This window comes from Prescottella equi (assembly GCF_002094305.1).
Taxonomy (GTDB): Bacteria; Actinomycetota; Actinomycetes; order Mycobacteriales; family Mycobacteriaceae; genus Prescottella; species Prescottella equi.
In genome coordinates this window covers 339,874-353,643 of sequence record NZ_LWTX01000002.1, presented here as the reverse complement: position 1 = coordinate 353,643, position 13,770 = coordinate 339,874, and the positions used below count along the sequence as shown (strand labels likewise).

The window sequence follows — 13,770 nt, the reverse complement described above, 5'->3', positions numbered from 1 at the left end:
CCCCGAACGCGGCAGGACCGCGGACCTTCCGTCGTGTCGCCGGGCAGTTGGAATAGCCTTCGTGTCATGGCAACGGACGATCCGGCCGACGGCGGCGCAGTCGGCACTCTGGACACCGATCCCCGGCACATCGAGAACGGCCTCACCGCCGACGAGGTGGCGCAGCGGGTCGCGAACGGGCAGACCAACGATGTTCCGGACCGGGCCAGCCGCTCGGTCAAGGACATCGTCCGGGGAAACGTGTTCACCCGGATCAATGCGATTCTCGGTGTTCTGCTGATCATCGTGCTGTCGACCGGATCGATCATCGACGGAATGTTCGGTCTGCTGATCATCGCCAACAGCGGGATCGGCATCATCCAGGAGATCCGGGCCAAACGAACACTCGACCAGCTGGCGATCGTCAGTCAGGCCAAACCGGTGGTCCGTCGCGACGGTACGGCCGCGCCCGTCGCACCGAAGGACGTGGTGTTCGACGACATCATCGAACTCGGTCCGGGCGATCAGATCGTCGTGGACGGGGTGGTGGTGGAGGCGTCGGCGCTCGAGGTCGACGAGTCGCTGCTCACCGGCGAGGCCGACGCCGTACACAAGCCGATCGGTGCGCAGGTGCTGTCCGGCAGCTACGTCGTCGCCGGCAGCGGCGCGTACCGGGCGACCAAGGTGGGGCGCGAGGCGTATGCCGCCAAGCTCGCCGAGGAGGCCAGCAAGTTCACGCTGGTGCACTCCGAACTGCGCTCCGGCATCGACAAGATCCTCAAGTTCATCACCTACCTGATGATCCCGGCGGGTCTGCTGATCATCTACAACCAGCTGTTCTCGAGCGGCCAGGCGCTCGGCCCGGCCCTCAACGGCATGGTGGCCGCGCTGGTGCCGATGGTCCCCGAGGGTCTGGTGCTGATGACCTCGATCGCGTTCGCCGTCGGCGTGGTCCGCCTCGGTCAGCGCAAGTGCCTCGTGCAGGAACTGCCTGCCATCGAAGGCCTGGCCCGCGTCGACGTCGTGTGCGCCGACAAGACCGGCACCCTCACCGAGAACGGCATGAAGCTCGCGGAGCTGCGCACCGCCAAGCCCGACGACGCGCAGGCCGCTCGCGCGCTCGCCGCGATGGCCGCCGACGACCCGCGGCCCAACGCGAGCATGCTCGCGATCCGTGAGGCCCTGTCCGACGATCCCGGGTGGGAGCCCACCGCGGTGGCGCCGTTCTCGTCCGCCAAGAAGTGGAGCGGCCAGTCGTACGGCAACAACGGCAACTGGTTGCTCGGCGCCCCCGACGTCCTGCTCGATCCGGACAGCGACATGGCCCGGCAGGCCGAGGAGGTGGGCGCCCAGGGGCTGCGGGTGCTGCTGCTCGGCAGCAGTGACCGCCCCGTCGACGCGCCCGACGCCCCCGGCGCCGTGACGCCGCGCGCGCTGGTGATCCTCGATCAGAAGGTGCGCCCCGACGCCCGCGAGACCCTCGAGTACTTCGCGAGCCAGAAGGTGGACGTCAAGGTCATCTCCGGCGACAACGCGGTCTCGGTGGGCGCCGTCGCGACGTCGCTCGGGCTGCCCGGCGGCGACAACGCGATCGATGCCCGCAAGCTGCCGGAGGATCCCGAGGAGCTGGCCGACACCCTCGACGAGGCCACCACCTTCGGTCGGGTGCGCCCGGACCAGAAGCGGGCGATGGTGGGGGCGCTGCAGTCTCGCGGACACACCGTCGCGATGACCGGCGACGGCGTCAACGACGTGCTGGCGCTCAAGGACGCCGACATCGGGGTCGCGATGGGATCGGGTAGCCCCGCGACGCGTGCGGTGGCGCAGATCGTGCTGCTGGACAACAAGTTCGCAACGCTGCCGTACGTCGTCGGCGAGGGCCGCCGGGTTATCGGCAACATCGAGCGCGTCTCGAACCTTTTCCTGACCAAGACCGTGTACTCGGTGCTGCTGGCATTCCTCATCGGCGTGTCCGGTGTGGTGGCGCAGATCTTCGACTTCGATCCGCTGCCGTACCCGTTCCTGCCGCGGCACGTGACGATCGCCGCGTGGTTCACGATCGGCATCCCGGCGTTCATCCTGTCGCTCGCCCCGAACAACGAGCGGGCCCGGACCGGGTTCGTCTCGCGCGTCATGCGGTTGGCGATTCCGTCCGGCGTCATCATCGGCATCGCGACGTACGTGTCGTACCTGCTCGCGTACGCGGGTCCGGATGCGACCGAGCAGCAGGTGGAGCAGGCCGGCACGACCGCGCTCATCACGCTCATCATGATCGCGTTGTGGGTGCTCGCGGTGGTCGCCCGTCCCTACACGTGGTGGAAGATCGTGCTGATCGTGGGCTCGGTCCTCGGGTACGTCGTCCTCTTCGGATTCTCCTTCACCCGCGAGTTCTTCAAGCTCGATCCGTCGAACGTGGCCGCGACGACCGGGGCCCTGCTGATCGGTCTGGTCGGTGTCGTGCTGGTGGAGATCGCGTGGTGGGTGACCGGCCGTATCCACGGGGAACACCGGCGACTGTTCGCCTCGAGTGACGATCTGCCCGGGGTGCACTGACCGCCCACGCCCCGCGGGGTGGGCAGGTGCATGGACACGTGTCGAGTGGTACGGTCCCGAGCGACCGATCACCCGTCGGCTCCCCGGGGACTCTGTGGAGGTAGGCAGTGGCACGACAGGCGCGTGCCGTCGCGACCCGACAGCTCATCGTGCTCCGGGCATCGGAGGTCTTCGACCGCGTCGGCTACTACGGCGCGCGGGTCGAGGAGATCGTGGAGAGCGCCCGAATCACCAAGGGTGCGCTCTACTTCCACTTCGGATCCAAGGACGGCCTGGCCCGGCACATCATCCGTGAGCAGCACCGCCTTGCCGAACGTTCGATCGAGGCCATCGCGGCCACCGATGCGTCGGCGCTCGAGCAGATGGTGATGCTGTGCCACGAGATGGCGCGCCAGACGAGTAACCCCCTCGTACGTGCCGGGATCCGCCTCACCGTGGAACTCGGTGTGACCGATGCTCTCGGTGACGCACCGACGGACCCGTTCCAGCCGTGGACGGACTGGGCGACGCGTCTGGCGGCGCGGGCCGTCGAGCAGGGCGACATCAGCGACCGGGTGGCCCCCGCGGTCCTCGGACGCCACCTCATCGGTGCGATCACCGGGGCCCAGTTGGTATCGCGGGTGCGCACCTGGTTCTCCGATCTCGACGGGCGCGTCGACGAGATGTGGCAGGTGCTGCTCCCGAGCATCGTTCCCGCCGGCCGCCACGACCGGATCCCGTCGGCCAGCTCCGCACGCTGGTGCGCCGAGATGGTGTGACGCAGCCCTCGGTATTGTCCACGTCACGTGCATGATGCACATCGATTGCATGCGGGAATGAGGCGTTGGTGACGGAATCGGTCGACAGCAAGCAGGGTCTGTACGTCTTCGAGGACCTGACGGACGAGGAGATCGCGCGGGAGGCGGAGTTCTACGGCGACCTCACCGGGAGCGTCCGGGACCTGGTCGAACTCGCGCTGTCGACCGAGTCCGACGACGACGACATCCGGCAGGCGCGGGAACACCTCGAGGCCGCGAAGGCGCTGCTGTCCAAAAGGACCCGCCCGCAGCCGTACGGGGTCCGGTGGAACGCGGCGGGCAACCGGCGGGCATGGGGGAACGCCGTGGTCGGGCTGCGCAACGCGGTGGCGCCGCCGCTGCGGATCCAGCGGGAACCGGACGGGCGCGTGTGGGCGGACGTCGAACTGGGGATGCAGTACGAGGGGCCGGCCGGGCTCACGCACGGCGGCATCTCGGCGCTGCTGCTCGACCAGGTGCTCGGCGAGGCCGCCGAGCACGGCGGCGCGCCCGGTATGACCGGCACACTGACACTCCGCTACCGCAAGCCCACCCCGCTCGGGAAGCTGCACCTCGAGGCGTGCGTGGACCGCATCGAGGGGGTCAAGACGTTCGTCACCGGACACCTGGCCGGTCCCGACGGTGTCTGCGTCGAGGCGGAGGGCGTCTTCATCCTGCCGCGGTGGGCGCGGGCTGCCGACGGTTCGAGTGCGCTGCCCGTCCCCGGCCCGGCCTGACGCACCGGTCTCCCCGCGTGATTTGGGGGAGAATGTGTCCATGGGATTCATGGATTCAGTCAAGGGCCTGGTCAACAAGGGTCAGGAACTCGCCGCCGAGCACTCCGACAAGGTGCAGGGCGTCATCGACAAGGCTGCGGACCTCGCCGACGACAAGACCGGCGGCAAGTACAGCGACAAGATCGACAAGGCGGCCGAGGCTGCCAAGAAGGTCGTGCCGCCGAAGGAGTAGCCGTGTGAGTCGGCTGACCGTCTCGGTGTAGTCGGCTGCACAATCGACGGGTGCATCTGACACTCGTACTGCTCGTCATGATCGTCGCCATCGCGGTGACGAGCCTGGCGAAGCGGCGGGACCTGCAGGTTCCGCTCGTGCTCGTCGCGTTCGGGTCGGCGGCGTCCTTCATTCCGGGGATGCCGCGGCTCGAACTCGATCCCGAGATCATCCTCGGTGTCGTGTTGCCGCCACTGCTGTACTCGGCGGCGCTCGATTTCTCGATGGCCAGCCTGCGCCGCAACTTCGCCTCGATCCTCCGTCTCGGCGTCGGGCTGGTGCTGGTGACGGCGTTCGCCGTCGGGTTCTTCGCGAACTGGCTGGTGCCCGAGTTCACGCTCGGTGCCGCGCTCGTCCTCGGCGCGGTGGTCTCCCCGACGGATGCCGTCAGCGCGGTCAGTGTGGGCCGAAAACTCGGGTTGCCCAAACGCGTCCTGGCGATCCTCACCGGTGAGGGACTGCTCAACGACGCGACCGCGCTCACCCTGTTCACGGTGAGCGTCGCCGCCGTCGCGGGCACCCGGGTCGTCGTCGAGCAGCCGGTGCTGTTCTTCCTGTACGAGGTGGCCGGCGGCGTGGGCGTCGGTGTCGTGATGGCCACGGTCGTGCGCTGGGTGCGGGCCCGCATGTACGACTCGCCACTCGAAACCGTTCTGGGGCTGGTGCTGCCGTTCGCCGCATACCTCGCGGCGGAGTCGCTCGACACCTCGGGCGTGCTCGCGGTCGTCGTCGCCGGATTCGTGATGGGCCATCACGCGACCAACGTCTCGATTCCCACCCGGCTACAGGAACGGTCGCTGTGGACGACCCTCGACCTGCTGCTCGAGATGTTCGTGTTCGCGTACATGGGACTGCAGTTGAAGTTCGTGATCGAGGACGTCGCGGACGAGGGACTGCCGGTCCACCACATCTTCGCCTACGGATTCGCGGTGTTGGCGGTCGTGATCCTGGTCCGGCCGATCTGGGTGTTCCTCAACTGGGGTCCGACGCACCTGCGGTTCGCCCCGCGTCGCACCGGGTCCACCGGGCCGACCCTGAACTGGCGTCAGAAACTGGTGGTGTCGTGGGCGGGCATGCGCGGAGTCGTCACCCTCGCCGCGGCGGGCGGTATCCCGGTGCTCACCGCGGCCGGTGATCCGTTCCCCGGACGCGGCGTCATCCAGGCGATCGCGTTCGTGGTCGCGGTCGGCACGCTGCTGATCCAGGGCGCCACCATCCCGTTCATGATCCGCCGACTCGACGTCGCCGATCCCGCCGAACTCGAGCGGGCCCACCAGCAGACGCTGCTCGCCCGCCGGATCGCCGCGGACGCCGCGGACCGGGCGCTCGCCGAGGTGGCGGCCGACCCGCCCGCCGGCGCCGACCCGGAGCAGTTCGTGCGCGCGCTCGACCGGGTGCGGATGTCGGTCCGCGCGCAGGCTCAGGTGGAGGAGGCAGAGGGCGACGACGACGGCAACGACCTCACGTTGAAGCAGGCGGGTGCGCTGTTCGACTCGGTGCGGCGCCGGGTCCTGCAGACTCAGCGCACGGCGCTGATCGCCGCCCGTGACGAGGGTGTGCTCGACGACGAGGTGCTGCGCGCCGAACTGGAGTCCCGCGACATCGAGGAAGCGGCCGCCGAACAGCGGGTGCGGCGTCGTCGTGGCTGAGTCGGGGTCGTGACGGGCACAATCGATCCGTGACTCGAACCGGTGCGTTGCTCGCGGTGCTGCTGTGCGCGGCCGCGTTGGTGGGCTGCTCCGCCACGGCCGACGACCGGACGCCGCGGACAACTGCTACGCAGACCTCGCAAGCCGTGGCGGCGCCCGACCCCGCCGAGCGCGGCGTGGTGACCTCCGCGGAACCGTTCACCGGCGAAGGACTGTCGGGGCAGAAGATCCTGTACCGGTCGACGTCCGGCATCGACGGGCGCGGCACCGAGGTGTCGGGCACGGTGTTCGTGCCGCCCGGTCGGGCGCCTGCGGGCGGGTGGCCGGTCGTCACCGTCGGCCACCCCACCACCGGACTGCTCGACGACTGTGCGCCGTCGCGGCACGGCAACCTGCTGGGTTCGGCCGGGCTGGTGCGTGACCTGCTGGCCCGCGGCTACGTCGTCGCGGTCACCGACTACGAGGGCCTCGGCACCGACGGCCCGCACCCCTACCTCGAACCGATCACCGCGGGCTACAACCTGATCGACGCGGTCCGTGCCGCGCGCACCCTCGTGCCCGATGCGTCGACCCGCTGGGCGGCGATCGGGGTGTCGCAGGGCGGCCAGGCGGCGTGGGCGGCCGCCGAACGCGCCGGTCGGTACGGCGACGGCCTCGAGTTCGTCGGAGCCGCCAGCCTGTCGCCGCCCGCAGACCTCAGCCCCATCGTGTCGGACGGCCCACCGAATCTCGATGTTCCGCAACAGATCTTCCTGCCCATGCTGCTCGACGGTCTCGCGGTCTCGCATCCCGACCTGGATGCCAGTGCCTACATCCGCGGTCCGCTCGCCGACAACCGTGACGTGATCCGGTCGTGCACGGGTGCCCTCGCGTCGCGCAAGCTGTCGGTCGCGTTGAATCTCACGCCGGCGGACACGTTGCCGCGCAGCGACGAAGACGTCGCGCGGATGCGCGAGTGGCTCACCGCGGACGCTCTGCCGCAGCAGCAGGCGTCCGGTCCGCTGCTCGTGGTGGTCGCCGGGCGGGACAACCTGATCCGCCCCGACTGGACCACCGCGGCCGTGGGCCGTGCGTGCGGGCAGGGTGACGTCGTCGAACTGCGTTATCGCCCCGACGACGTGCACGCCGACGCGAAGGCACTGCCCGGTGCCGTGGAGTGGATCTCGGACCGGTTCGCCGGGGTCTCCGCGAGCTCCACGTGCGCGGGGCAGGCACCACGGTGAGCCCGCTCGTCTGGACCGCGATCGTCGTCGCGGTCGCGGTGTCGCTGACCTATGTCGCGATGCGGACCCGCCGGGTGCTCACCACGCCCGCCGAACGCGCCGTGCACGACACACTGCACACCGCGTCGCTGGCCGCACGTCCGCTGCGCCGCGGCCTCGACGAGACGTCGGCGCGGGAGGCGGCGCCGCATCTGCGGGTGCTGACCGGGGCACAGTCGCTCGCGATCCTGGGACCGGACGGCGGTTTGCTGGCGTGGACGGGACCGCACGAGGCGCTGTCGGCACAGGTGACGGCCGTGGCCGGACGCGCGATCGACGACGGCCGGCGCGTCCTGGTCGGCCACGGTGATCTCGAGCGCGGCGCCGGTGACCACGACGTACGAGCCCTCGTCGCGCAACCGCTGCTGATCGAGGGGACCGGCGTCGTGGGTGCGCTCGCCGTCGTCACCACCACCGAACCGGGGCCGGCGATGCTGGGCGCGCTCACCGAGGTCGCCCGGTACGCGTGCGGTCAGCTCGAGCTGGCCGAGCTCGACTCGTCCCGTGCGCGGCTCGACCGCGCCGAGGTACGGGCGTTGCGGGCGCAGATCAGCCCGCACTTCATCTACAACGCGCTCGGCACGATCGCGTCGTTCGTGCGCACCGACCCGGAACGGGCGCGGGAACTGGTCCTCGAGTTCGCCGACTTCACCCGCTACTCGTTCCGGTCCGCCGGCGAGTACACCGTGCTGGCGGACGAGTTGCGCAACATCGACCGCTATCTGACGCTCGAGCGGGCCCGCTTCGGGGACAACTTGCAGGTGCGGCTCCAGGTGGCGCCCGAGGTGCTCAGCGTCGTGCTGCCCTTCCTCGCGCTGCAGCCGCTGGTCGAGAACGCGGTCCGGCACGGGCTGTCCGGCAAGTCGGCCGGCGGCACCGTCTCGATCGTGGCGTCCGACGCCGGGCCGGACTGCGTCATCAGCGTCGAGGACGACGGCGTGGGCATGGACCCGGAACTGCTCCGCTCGGGGGAACTCGACGCGGTCGCGTCCGGGACCGGCGGGCCGAGCGCATCGGAGGCCGCGCACGTGGGCCTGGCGAACGTCGACGACCGGCTCCGCGCCGCATTCGGCAACGACTACGGACTGGTGGTGGAAACGGCCCCCGGCGCCGGGACCAAGGTCAGCATGCGGGTCCCCAAGTTCCGTCCCGGCATCCGGGCCTGACGGGCCGTCGGCCTGTCCGGTCCGGAGGGTCCCCGCGACATGGCACGATGGATCCGTTGTGAACGAGATCTCTGACCGGCCCTTTGACGGCCTCCTGACCGTGCTGGCAGTCGACGACGAGCGACCTGCCCTCGACGAGCTGGCTTTCTGCTCCGTGCCCGCGACGAGATCGGGGAGATCCTCACCGCGGGAGACGCCACCACCGCGCTGCGCATCCTGCGGGACGGCGGCATCGATGCAGTCTTCCTCGACATCAACATGCCCGGGCTCGACGGTCTGGAGCTGGCGGGGATCCTCACTCAGTTCGCGAACCCGCCGTCGGTGGTGTTCGTGACCGCGCACGAGGACCGGGCCGTCGCGGCGTTCGACCTCGGTGCCGTCGACTACCTGCTCAAGCCGCTGCGCGAGGAGCGGCTCGCGGAGTCGGTGCGCCGGATCGTCGAGCGTCGACGCCGAGCGAAGGACGACGCCGACGACGACTCGTCGGCCGACGAGGTGATCCCCGTCGAACTCGGCGGTGTGACGACACTGGTGCCGCGGTCGACGGTCAAGTGGGTGGAGGCCGACGGCGACTACGCGCGCCTGCACACCGGTACCGGATCGCACCTCGTACGCATCCCCATCTCGTCGCTCGAGAGTCGCTGGGCCGATGCCGGGTTCCTGCGGGTACACCGCTCGTACCTCGTGTCGCTCGCCGAGGTGACCGGCATCCGCAGCGTCGGCTCCGGGCTCGTGGTGTGCCTGCGTCCGCAGGGCACCGCGCCGTCGGTGGAGTTGCCGGTGAGTCGTCGGCACACCCGGGAACTGAAGGACAAACTCATCCGCGGTCCGCGTCAGAACTGGACGTCGAGGTGACGTCGCCGGGTGCCGTTCCACCTGCCCGCGAACGGGTGGTGCTCGCGAAGCGGCGCGGCGCCCGGATGGTGCGCACCCGCGTGGAAGTGCAGGAGCAGACGGAGATCGGCGACGCGATGATCCGCGGGCTCGTCCGGGCCCAGCTGAGCCTCGCCACGCGGGTCGCGGCGGCGGTCGGGTTGCTGTTCGCGGTGGTGCCCGTCCTGCTGCTCGTGTTCCCCGACGTCGCCGATGTCGTGGTCTTCGGAGTCCGTCTGCCGTGGCTGCTCGCGGTGAGCGTCCCGCTGCCGATCCTGTTGGCGGCGGGCTGGTTCTACATCCGCGCGGCAGAGCGCAACGAACAGGACTTCGCCGACCTGGTCGACGACTGAGGCGGCGCCCATGACCGGACAGCCCATTCCCCTCCTGACGGTGTTCGCGCTCGTCGCCGCGGCCGTCGCGACCGTCGGCATCGGGATCTACGGGGTGCGTCTGGCGCGCACCACCTCCGACTTCCTGGTGGCGTCGCGCAGTGTCGGGCCGCGGTGGAACGCGGCGGCGATCTCGGGTGAGTACCTCTCGGCCGCCTCGTTTCTCGGTGTCGCCGGCCTCATCGCGAAGTACGGTGCGGACGCGCTGTGGTATCCGATCGGGTTCACCGCCGGTTACCTCGGGCTGCTGCTGTTCGTCGCGGCGCCCCTGCGCCGCTCCGGCGCGTACACCGTCCCCGATTTCGCGGAGTTCCGGCTCGGTTCCGTGCGGGTACGCCGTGTCGCGATGATCGTGGTGGCGCTGGTGTGCGGGCTGTACATGGTGCCGCAGCTCCAGGGCGCGGGTCTGACGCTGAACATCTTGCTGGGCGTGCCCGGCTGGGTGGGCATCGTCGTGGTCGGGATCATCGTGATCGGCAACGTCGTGGGCGGCGGCATGCGGTCGATCACGTTCGTCCAGGGGTTCCAGTACTGGCTCAAGCTGACGGCCGTCGCCGTTCCCGCGCTGGTGCTGGCCGGGCACTTCTTCGCCGACCAGCAGTCGGTGGGCGCACCCGCCCCGCCCACCGTCGCGACGCAGACGTCGGTGGACGTCACCACCGACGTCGTGGTGCAGGTCGCCGTCGCGACCGACGTGACGGTGCACGGACGACTCGACGACCGAGCGGTGTCGGGCGACGTCCGACTCGGCGCGGGCCGGCACGAACTGGGGAAGGGCACGACGCTGGTGCTGCCCGCGGGATCACCGGTCCCGGTGGTGGCCGGCGCTCCCGCCGACGGCGCCGGGTGGGCCGATCCGGGTGGCGGTTTCGGCGGTCCGCACCCGATGTTCCAGGTGTACTCGCTGATGCTCGCGACGTTCCTCGGCGCGATGGGTCTGCCGCACGTCCTCGTGCGCTTCTACACCAACCCGGACGGGCGCGCGGCCCGCCTGACGTCACTGGTCGTGATCGCTTTGGTGGGCGTGTTCTACCTGTTCCCGGTCCTGCTCGGGGTGTTCGCGCGGCTGTACGTCCCGCAGTTGCTCATCACCGGCACGTCGGACGCTGCCGTCCTGCTGCTCCCGGTCTCGGTGTTCTCCGGGTGGGGCGGCCAACTGCTCGCCGCGCTGGTCGCGGCCGGCGCCATCGCGGCGTTCCTGTCCACGTCGTCGGGGCTGTTGGTGAGCATCGCCGGTGTCCTCAGCACCGACGTGCTGCGCGGTCGGGTCCGGGACTTCCGGGTCGCCGCGGTCCTCGCCGGAGCGGTACCGCTGATCCTGGCGCTCGGGGCCGCGTCGCTCGACCTGTCCCGATCTGTCGGGTTGGTGTTCGCGGTCGCGGCCTCGACGTTGTGCCCGCTGCTGGTCCTCGGGATCTGGTGGCGCGGACTCACTGCCGCGGGAGCGACGGCCGGTCTCGTCGTCGGGCTGGTGACCGGCGGGGGAGCGGCCCTGCTCGCGGTGCTCGGCGTCCCCTCCGAGAACCTCTGGAACGGTTGGCCGTCCGTGCTCATCGGCTACCCGGCCGCGGTCAGCGTCCCGCTGTCGTTCGCGGCGATGGTGTCGGTCAGCCTCGCCACCCGGCGGCAGATCCCTCGCGACGTGGGCCGGATCTTCACCCGCATGCACGCGCCGGAACGACTGGGCATGGGCCGCGACCGCGAGGACGACCTGCGATCGACGTGATCCGGGTTCCGGTAGGTGGGTCCGGCGATTGACGCCCGTCGCCGGTATCGGCGAACGTGACGGGTCTGCGTGTGCTGCCCGCGCTCACGCCCGGAAGAAGGAGACCCCGTGTCGGATTGGCACTGCCTCGGAACCGCCGACGACTACCGCGACGGAAAGCCCCACGCCGTCCGGGCATTCGACACCGATCTCGTCGTCTACTCCGACCGGGCGGGCGGCATCAACGTCCTCGATTCCCGCTGCCCCCACATGGGCGCCGATCTCAGCAAGGGCCGGGTCGTGGGGGACACCATCGACTGCCCCGCCCACCGGTGGCGCTGGAACGGCAAGGGCAAGTGCGTCGGCGGGTCACCCAAGCTGCTGCCGATCCGCTCCTGGACGACCGAGGAGCGGGACGGGCTGCTGTATCTCGAGCGGTCCGACGCCGCGCCCACCGGTCGCCCGGTCCGGGCCGCGAACGCGTGGTGGTGAGCCCGCGGCCCACGACGTGAGGGCAGCTCTCAGCGTGAGCCGCGGATCAGGGCGCCGGGGCGGGCCCCGGTGTCGACGCCGTCGCGGAGCACCACCCGACCGGAGACGATCGTCGCGCGGTAGCCGTCGGCGCCCTGCAGCAGGCGCCGGGCGCCGCCCGGCAGGTCGTGCACCATCGTCGGCGACTGCAGCTGCAGCCGTTCGAAATCGATCACGTTGAGATCGGCCTTCTTGCCCTCGGCGATCACGCCGCGATCGCCGAGTCCGTAGATCGTCGCGGTGTCGAGGGTCATCTTCCGGACCGCGGTCGCCAGCGGGATCAGGTCACCGCGACTGCGGTCGCGCGCCCAGTGCGTCAGCATGAACGTGGTGTTCGACGCGTCGCAGATGGCTCCCACGTGCGCGCCGCCGTCGCCGAGGCCGATCGCAGTCGCGGGATGCATCAGCATCTCCCGGGTCGGGTCGAGCGTGAAGTCCGAGTACCCCAAGAGAGGCCGGAAGAACAACGCGCGGCCCCCGTCGGTGAGCATGAGGTCGTAGGCGTACTCGAACGGATCCCGCCCGGCGCGCTCGGCCTCGCGGGCGAGGCTGGTGTCGGGATCGGGTTCGTACCGCGGCGGGTGGCCGAGATCGAACGTCCGGTCGAGCCTGCTCAGGTACGGCATCCGATTGTCGGGCGAATCGGGTTCGTCGAGGATCGCGCGCCGGGTCGCCGGGTCACGCAGCGCGGCCACCAGGGCGTCGAGGTCGCCGTCGGCGCGCGCGGCGGCCGCGAGGTACGTCGGCCGGGTGTGGAAGGCGTTGAACGTCTGCAAGCCGGTCAGCAGGCCCAGCGGGCGCGCCGGGACCTGCGGGCGCAGGGGTATTCCGGTCTCGTACGCGGCGGCAGCGGCGTCGAGCAGTCGCTTCCAGTCGTTCGGCACGTTGTCGTGCTGCATCAGGCCGAAACACACTGTCCGCCCGGTGAGTTCGGCCAACCGCAGCATCCAATCGAGTTCGCGGTCGGGGGCCGCCAGGTCCTCGCCCATGATGCCGGCCGGTGCCAGTTCGAACACCCCGGTTCCGGCGGCGGCCAGCGCCTGCCCGATGCCGAACAGTTCGTCCTCGGCAGCGAAGGTTCCCGGTACCGGTTCCCCGTCGATCGCCCGGTGCACGATGGTGCGTGACGTCGAGAAGCCGAGGGCCCCGGCCTCGACGCCCTCACGGACCAGCTTGGCCATCAACGCGATGTCCTCGGCCGACGCCGCCTCGTTGCGGGCACCGCGCTCGCCCATCACGTACGCCCGCACGGCTCCGTGCGGCACGTGCGTGCCCACGTCGATGGCCAGCGGCAGCCGGTCGAGCGCGTCGAGGTACTGCGGGAAGGACTGCCAGCCCCAGCGGATCCCGGCGGACAGCGCGGCACCGGGAATGTCCTCGACGCCTTCCATGAGGCCGATCAGCCATTCGCGGTCGGCGTCGGCCACCGGAGCGAATCCCACGCCGCAGTTGCCCATCACCGCGGTGGTGACACCGTGCCAGCAGCTGGGTGTGAGCATCGGGTCCCACGTGACCTGGCCGTCGTAGTGGGTGTGGATGTCGACGAACCCCGGGGTGACGAGCAGTCCGGTCGCGTCGATCACCTCGTCGGCGTCCGCATCGGCGAGTTCGCCTCCCGGGGTGACGGCCACGATCGAGCCGTCCCGGACCCCGACGTCGGCGACGAAGGGTTCACCGCCGGTCCCGTCCACCACTGTCCCGTTGGAGATCACGAGAGAGAAACCCATATCCACTCCTCGCTGAGAGTCGACCGGCACGTCATGCGTCTCGATGACAGGCGTCAGACTAACTGGACACGGTGTCAGTGAGTGTGGAAATCGGGTCGTTCGTTCGCTCGGTCGCAGGGTTCGGGAGCCGACCGTTCGTCGTGTGGCGG

At 70.3% G+C, this 13,770-nt stretch carries 11 protein-coding genes and 1 pseudogene; 11 read left to right on the top strand and 1 reads right to left on the bottom strand.

The genetic code is table 11. The annotated features are described in order from the left end of the window. The first annotated feature begins 66 nt into the window (after window positions 1–66). The 11 genes and pseudogenes from A6I89_RS07250 (at window position 67) to A6I89_RS07200 (ending at window position 11,855) form a co-directional block, all read left to right on the top strand. Window positions 67–2,532, top strand: a complete 2,466-nt coding sequence (locus A6I89_RS07250) for an HAD-IC family P-type ATPase (protein ID WP_022594430.1) — start codon at window positions 67–69, stop codon at window positions 2,530–2,532. Between the two features lie 107 nt (window positions 2,533–2,639). Then, window positions 2,640–3,290 carry a ScbR family autoregulator-binding transcription factor gene (locus A6I89_RS07245; RefSeq protein WP_022594433.1) on the top strand — a complete coding sequence of 217 codons (651 nt, stop codon included), beginning with the start codon at window positions 2,640–2,642 and terminating at the stop codon, window positions 3,288–3,290. 68 nt (window positions 3,291–3,358) lie between these two features. Continuing rightward, window positions 3,359–4,045, top strand: a complete 687-nt coding sequence (locus A6I89_RS07240) for a PaaI family thioesterase (protein WP_022594434.1) — start codon at window positions 3,359–3,361, stop codon at window positions 4,043–4,045. 40 nt (window positions 4,046–4,085) lie between these two features. After that, window positions 4,086–4,277, top strand: coding sequence for an antitoxin (locus tag A6I89_RS07235; RefSeq protein WP_005514959.1), 192 nt, complete (start codon window positions 4,086–4,088; stop codon window positions 4,275–4,277). A 77-nt stretch (window positions 4,278–4,354) separates the two neighbouring features. Continuing rightward, complete coding sequence (locus A6I89_RS07230; protein ID WP_390893134.1) at window positions 4,355–5,965, top strand: Na+/H+ antiporter; 1,611 nt, start codon at window positions 4,355–4,357, stop codon at window positions 5,963–5,965. Between the two features lie 29 nt (window positions 5,966–5,994). Beyond that, complete coding sequence (locus A6I89_RS07225) at window positions 5,995–7,188, top strand: lipase family protein (protein WP_022594436.1); 1,194 nt, start codon at window positions 5,995–5,997, stop codon at window positions 7,186–7,188. Next, on the top strand, window positions 7,164–8,393 hold the full coding sequence (locus tag A6I89_RS07220) for a sensor histidine kinase (RefSeq protein WP_005514953.1): 1,230 nt from the start codon (window positions 7,164–7,166) through the stop codon (window positions 8,391–8,393). Before A6I89_RS07225 ends, A6I89_RS07220 begins: the two co-directional genes overlap by 25 nt. Window positions 8,394–8,451: 58 nt before the next feature. Next, a pseudogene (locus tag A6I89_RS07215) lies at window positions 8,452–9,248 on the top strand (LytR/AlgR family response regulator transcription factor). Between the two features lie 35 nt (window positions 9,249–9,283). Further along, complete coding sequence (locus tag A6I89_RS07210) at window positions 9,284–9,619, top strand: hypothetical protein (RefSeq protein ID WP_080668369.1); 336 nt, start codon at window positions 9,284–9,286, stop codon at window positions 9,617–9,619. Between the two features lie 10 nt (window positions 9,620–9,629). After that, on the top strand, window positions 9,630–11,384 hold the full coding sequence (locus A6I89_RS07205) for a sodium/solute symporter (protein WP_013415107.1): 1,755 nt from the start codon (window positions 9,630–9,632) through the stop codon (window positions 11,382–11,384). Window positions 11,385–11,492: 108 nt separating this feature from the next. Continuing rightward, complete coding sequence (locus A6I89_RS07200) at window positions 11,493–11,855, top strand: Rieske 2Fe-2S domain-containing protein (RefSeq protein ID WP_005514949.1); 363 nt, start codon at window positions 11,493–11,495, stop codon at window positions 11,853–11,855. A 29-nt stretch (window positions 11,856–11,884) separates the two neighbouring features. On the opposite strand, the gene A6I89_RS07195 is transcribed toward A6I89_RS07200, so the two are convergent. Beyond that, the gene (locus A6I89_RS07195) at window positions 11,885–13,621 is read right to left on the bottom strand and encodes an N-acyl-D-amino-acid deacylase family protein (protein ID WP_022594447.1); all 1,737 of its coding nucleotides are present in this window, start codon (window positions 13,619–13,621) and stop codon (window positions 11,885–11,887) included. Window positions 13,622–13,770: the final 149 nt, after the last annotated feature.

Excerpts from the sequence above, each read along its gene's own strand:
- A6I89_RS07250 (WP_022594430.1), top strand. The coding sequence starts at position 67 with ATGGCAACGGACGATCCGGCCGACGGCGGCGCAGTCGGCACTCTGGAC.
- A6I89_RS07235 (WP_005514959.1), top strand. The coding sequence starts at position 4,086 with ATGGGATTCATGGATTCAGTCAAGGGCCTGGTCAACAAGGGTCAGGAA.
- A6I89_RS07230 (WP_390893134.1), top strand. The coding sequence starts at position 4,355 with ATGATCGTCGCCATCGCGGTGACGAGCCTGGCGAAGCGGCGGGACCTG.
- A6I89_RS07205 (WP_013415107.1), top strand. The coding sequence starts at position 9,630 with ATGACCGGACAGCCCATTCCCCTCCTGACGGTGTTCGCGCTCGTCGCC.
- A6I89_RS07195 (WP_022594447.1), bottom strand. The coding sequence starts at position 13,621 with ATGGGTTTCTCTCTCGTGATCTCCAACGGGACAGTGGTGGACGGGACC.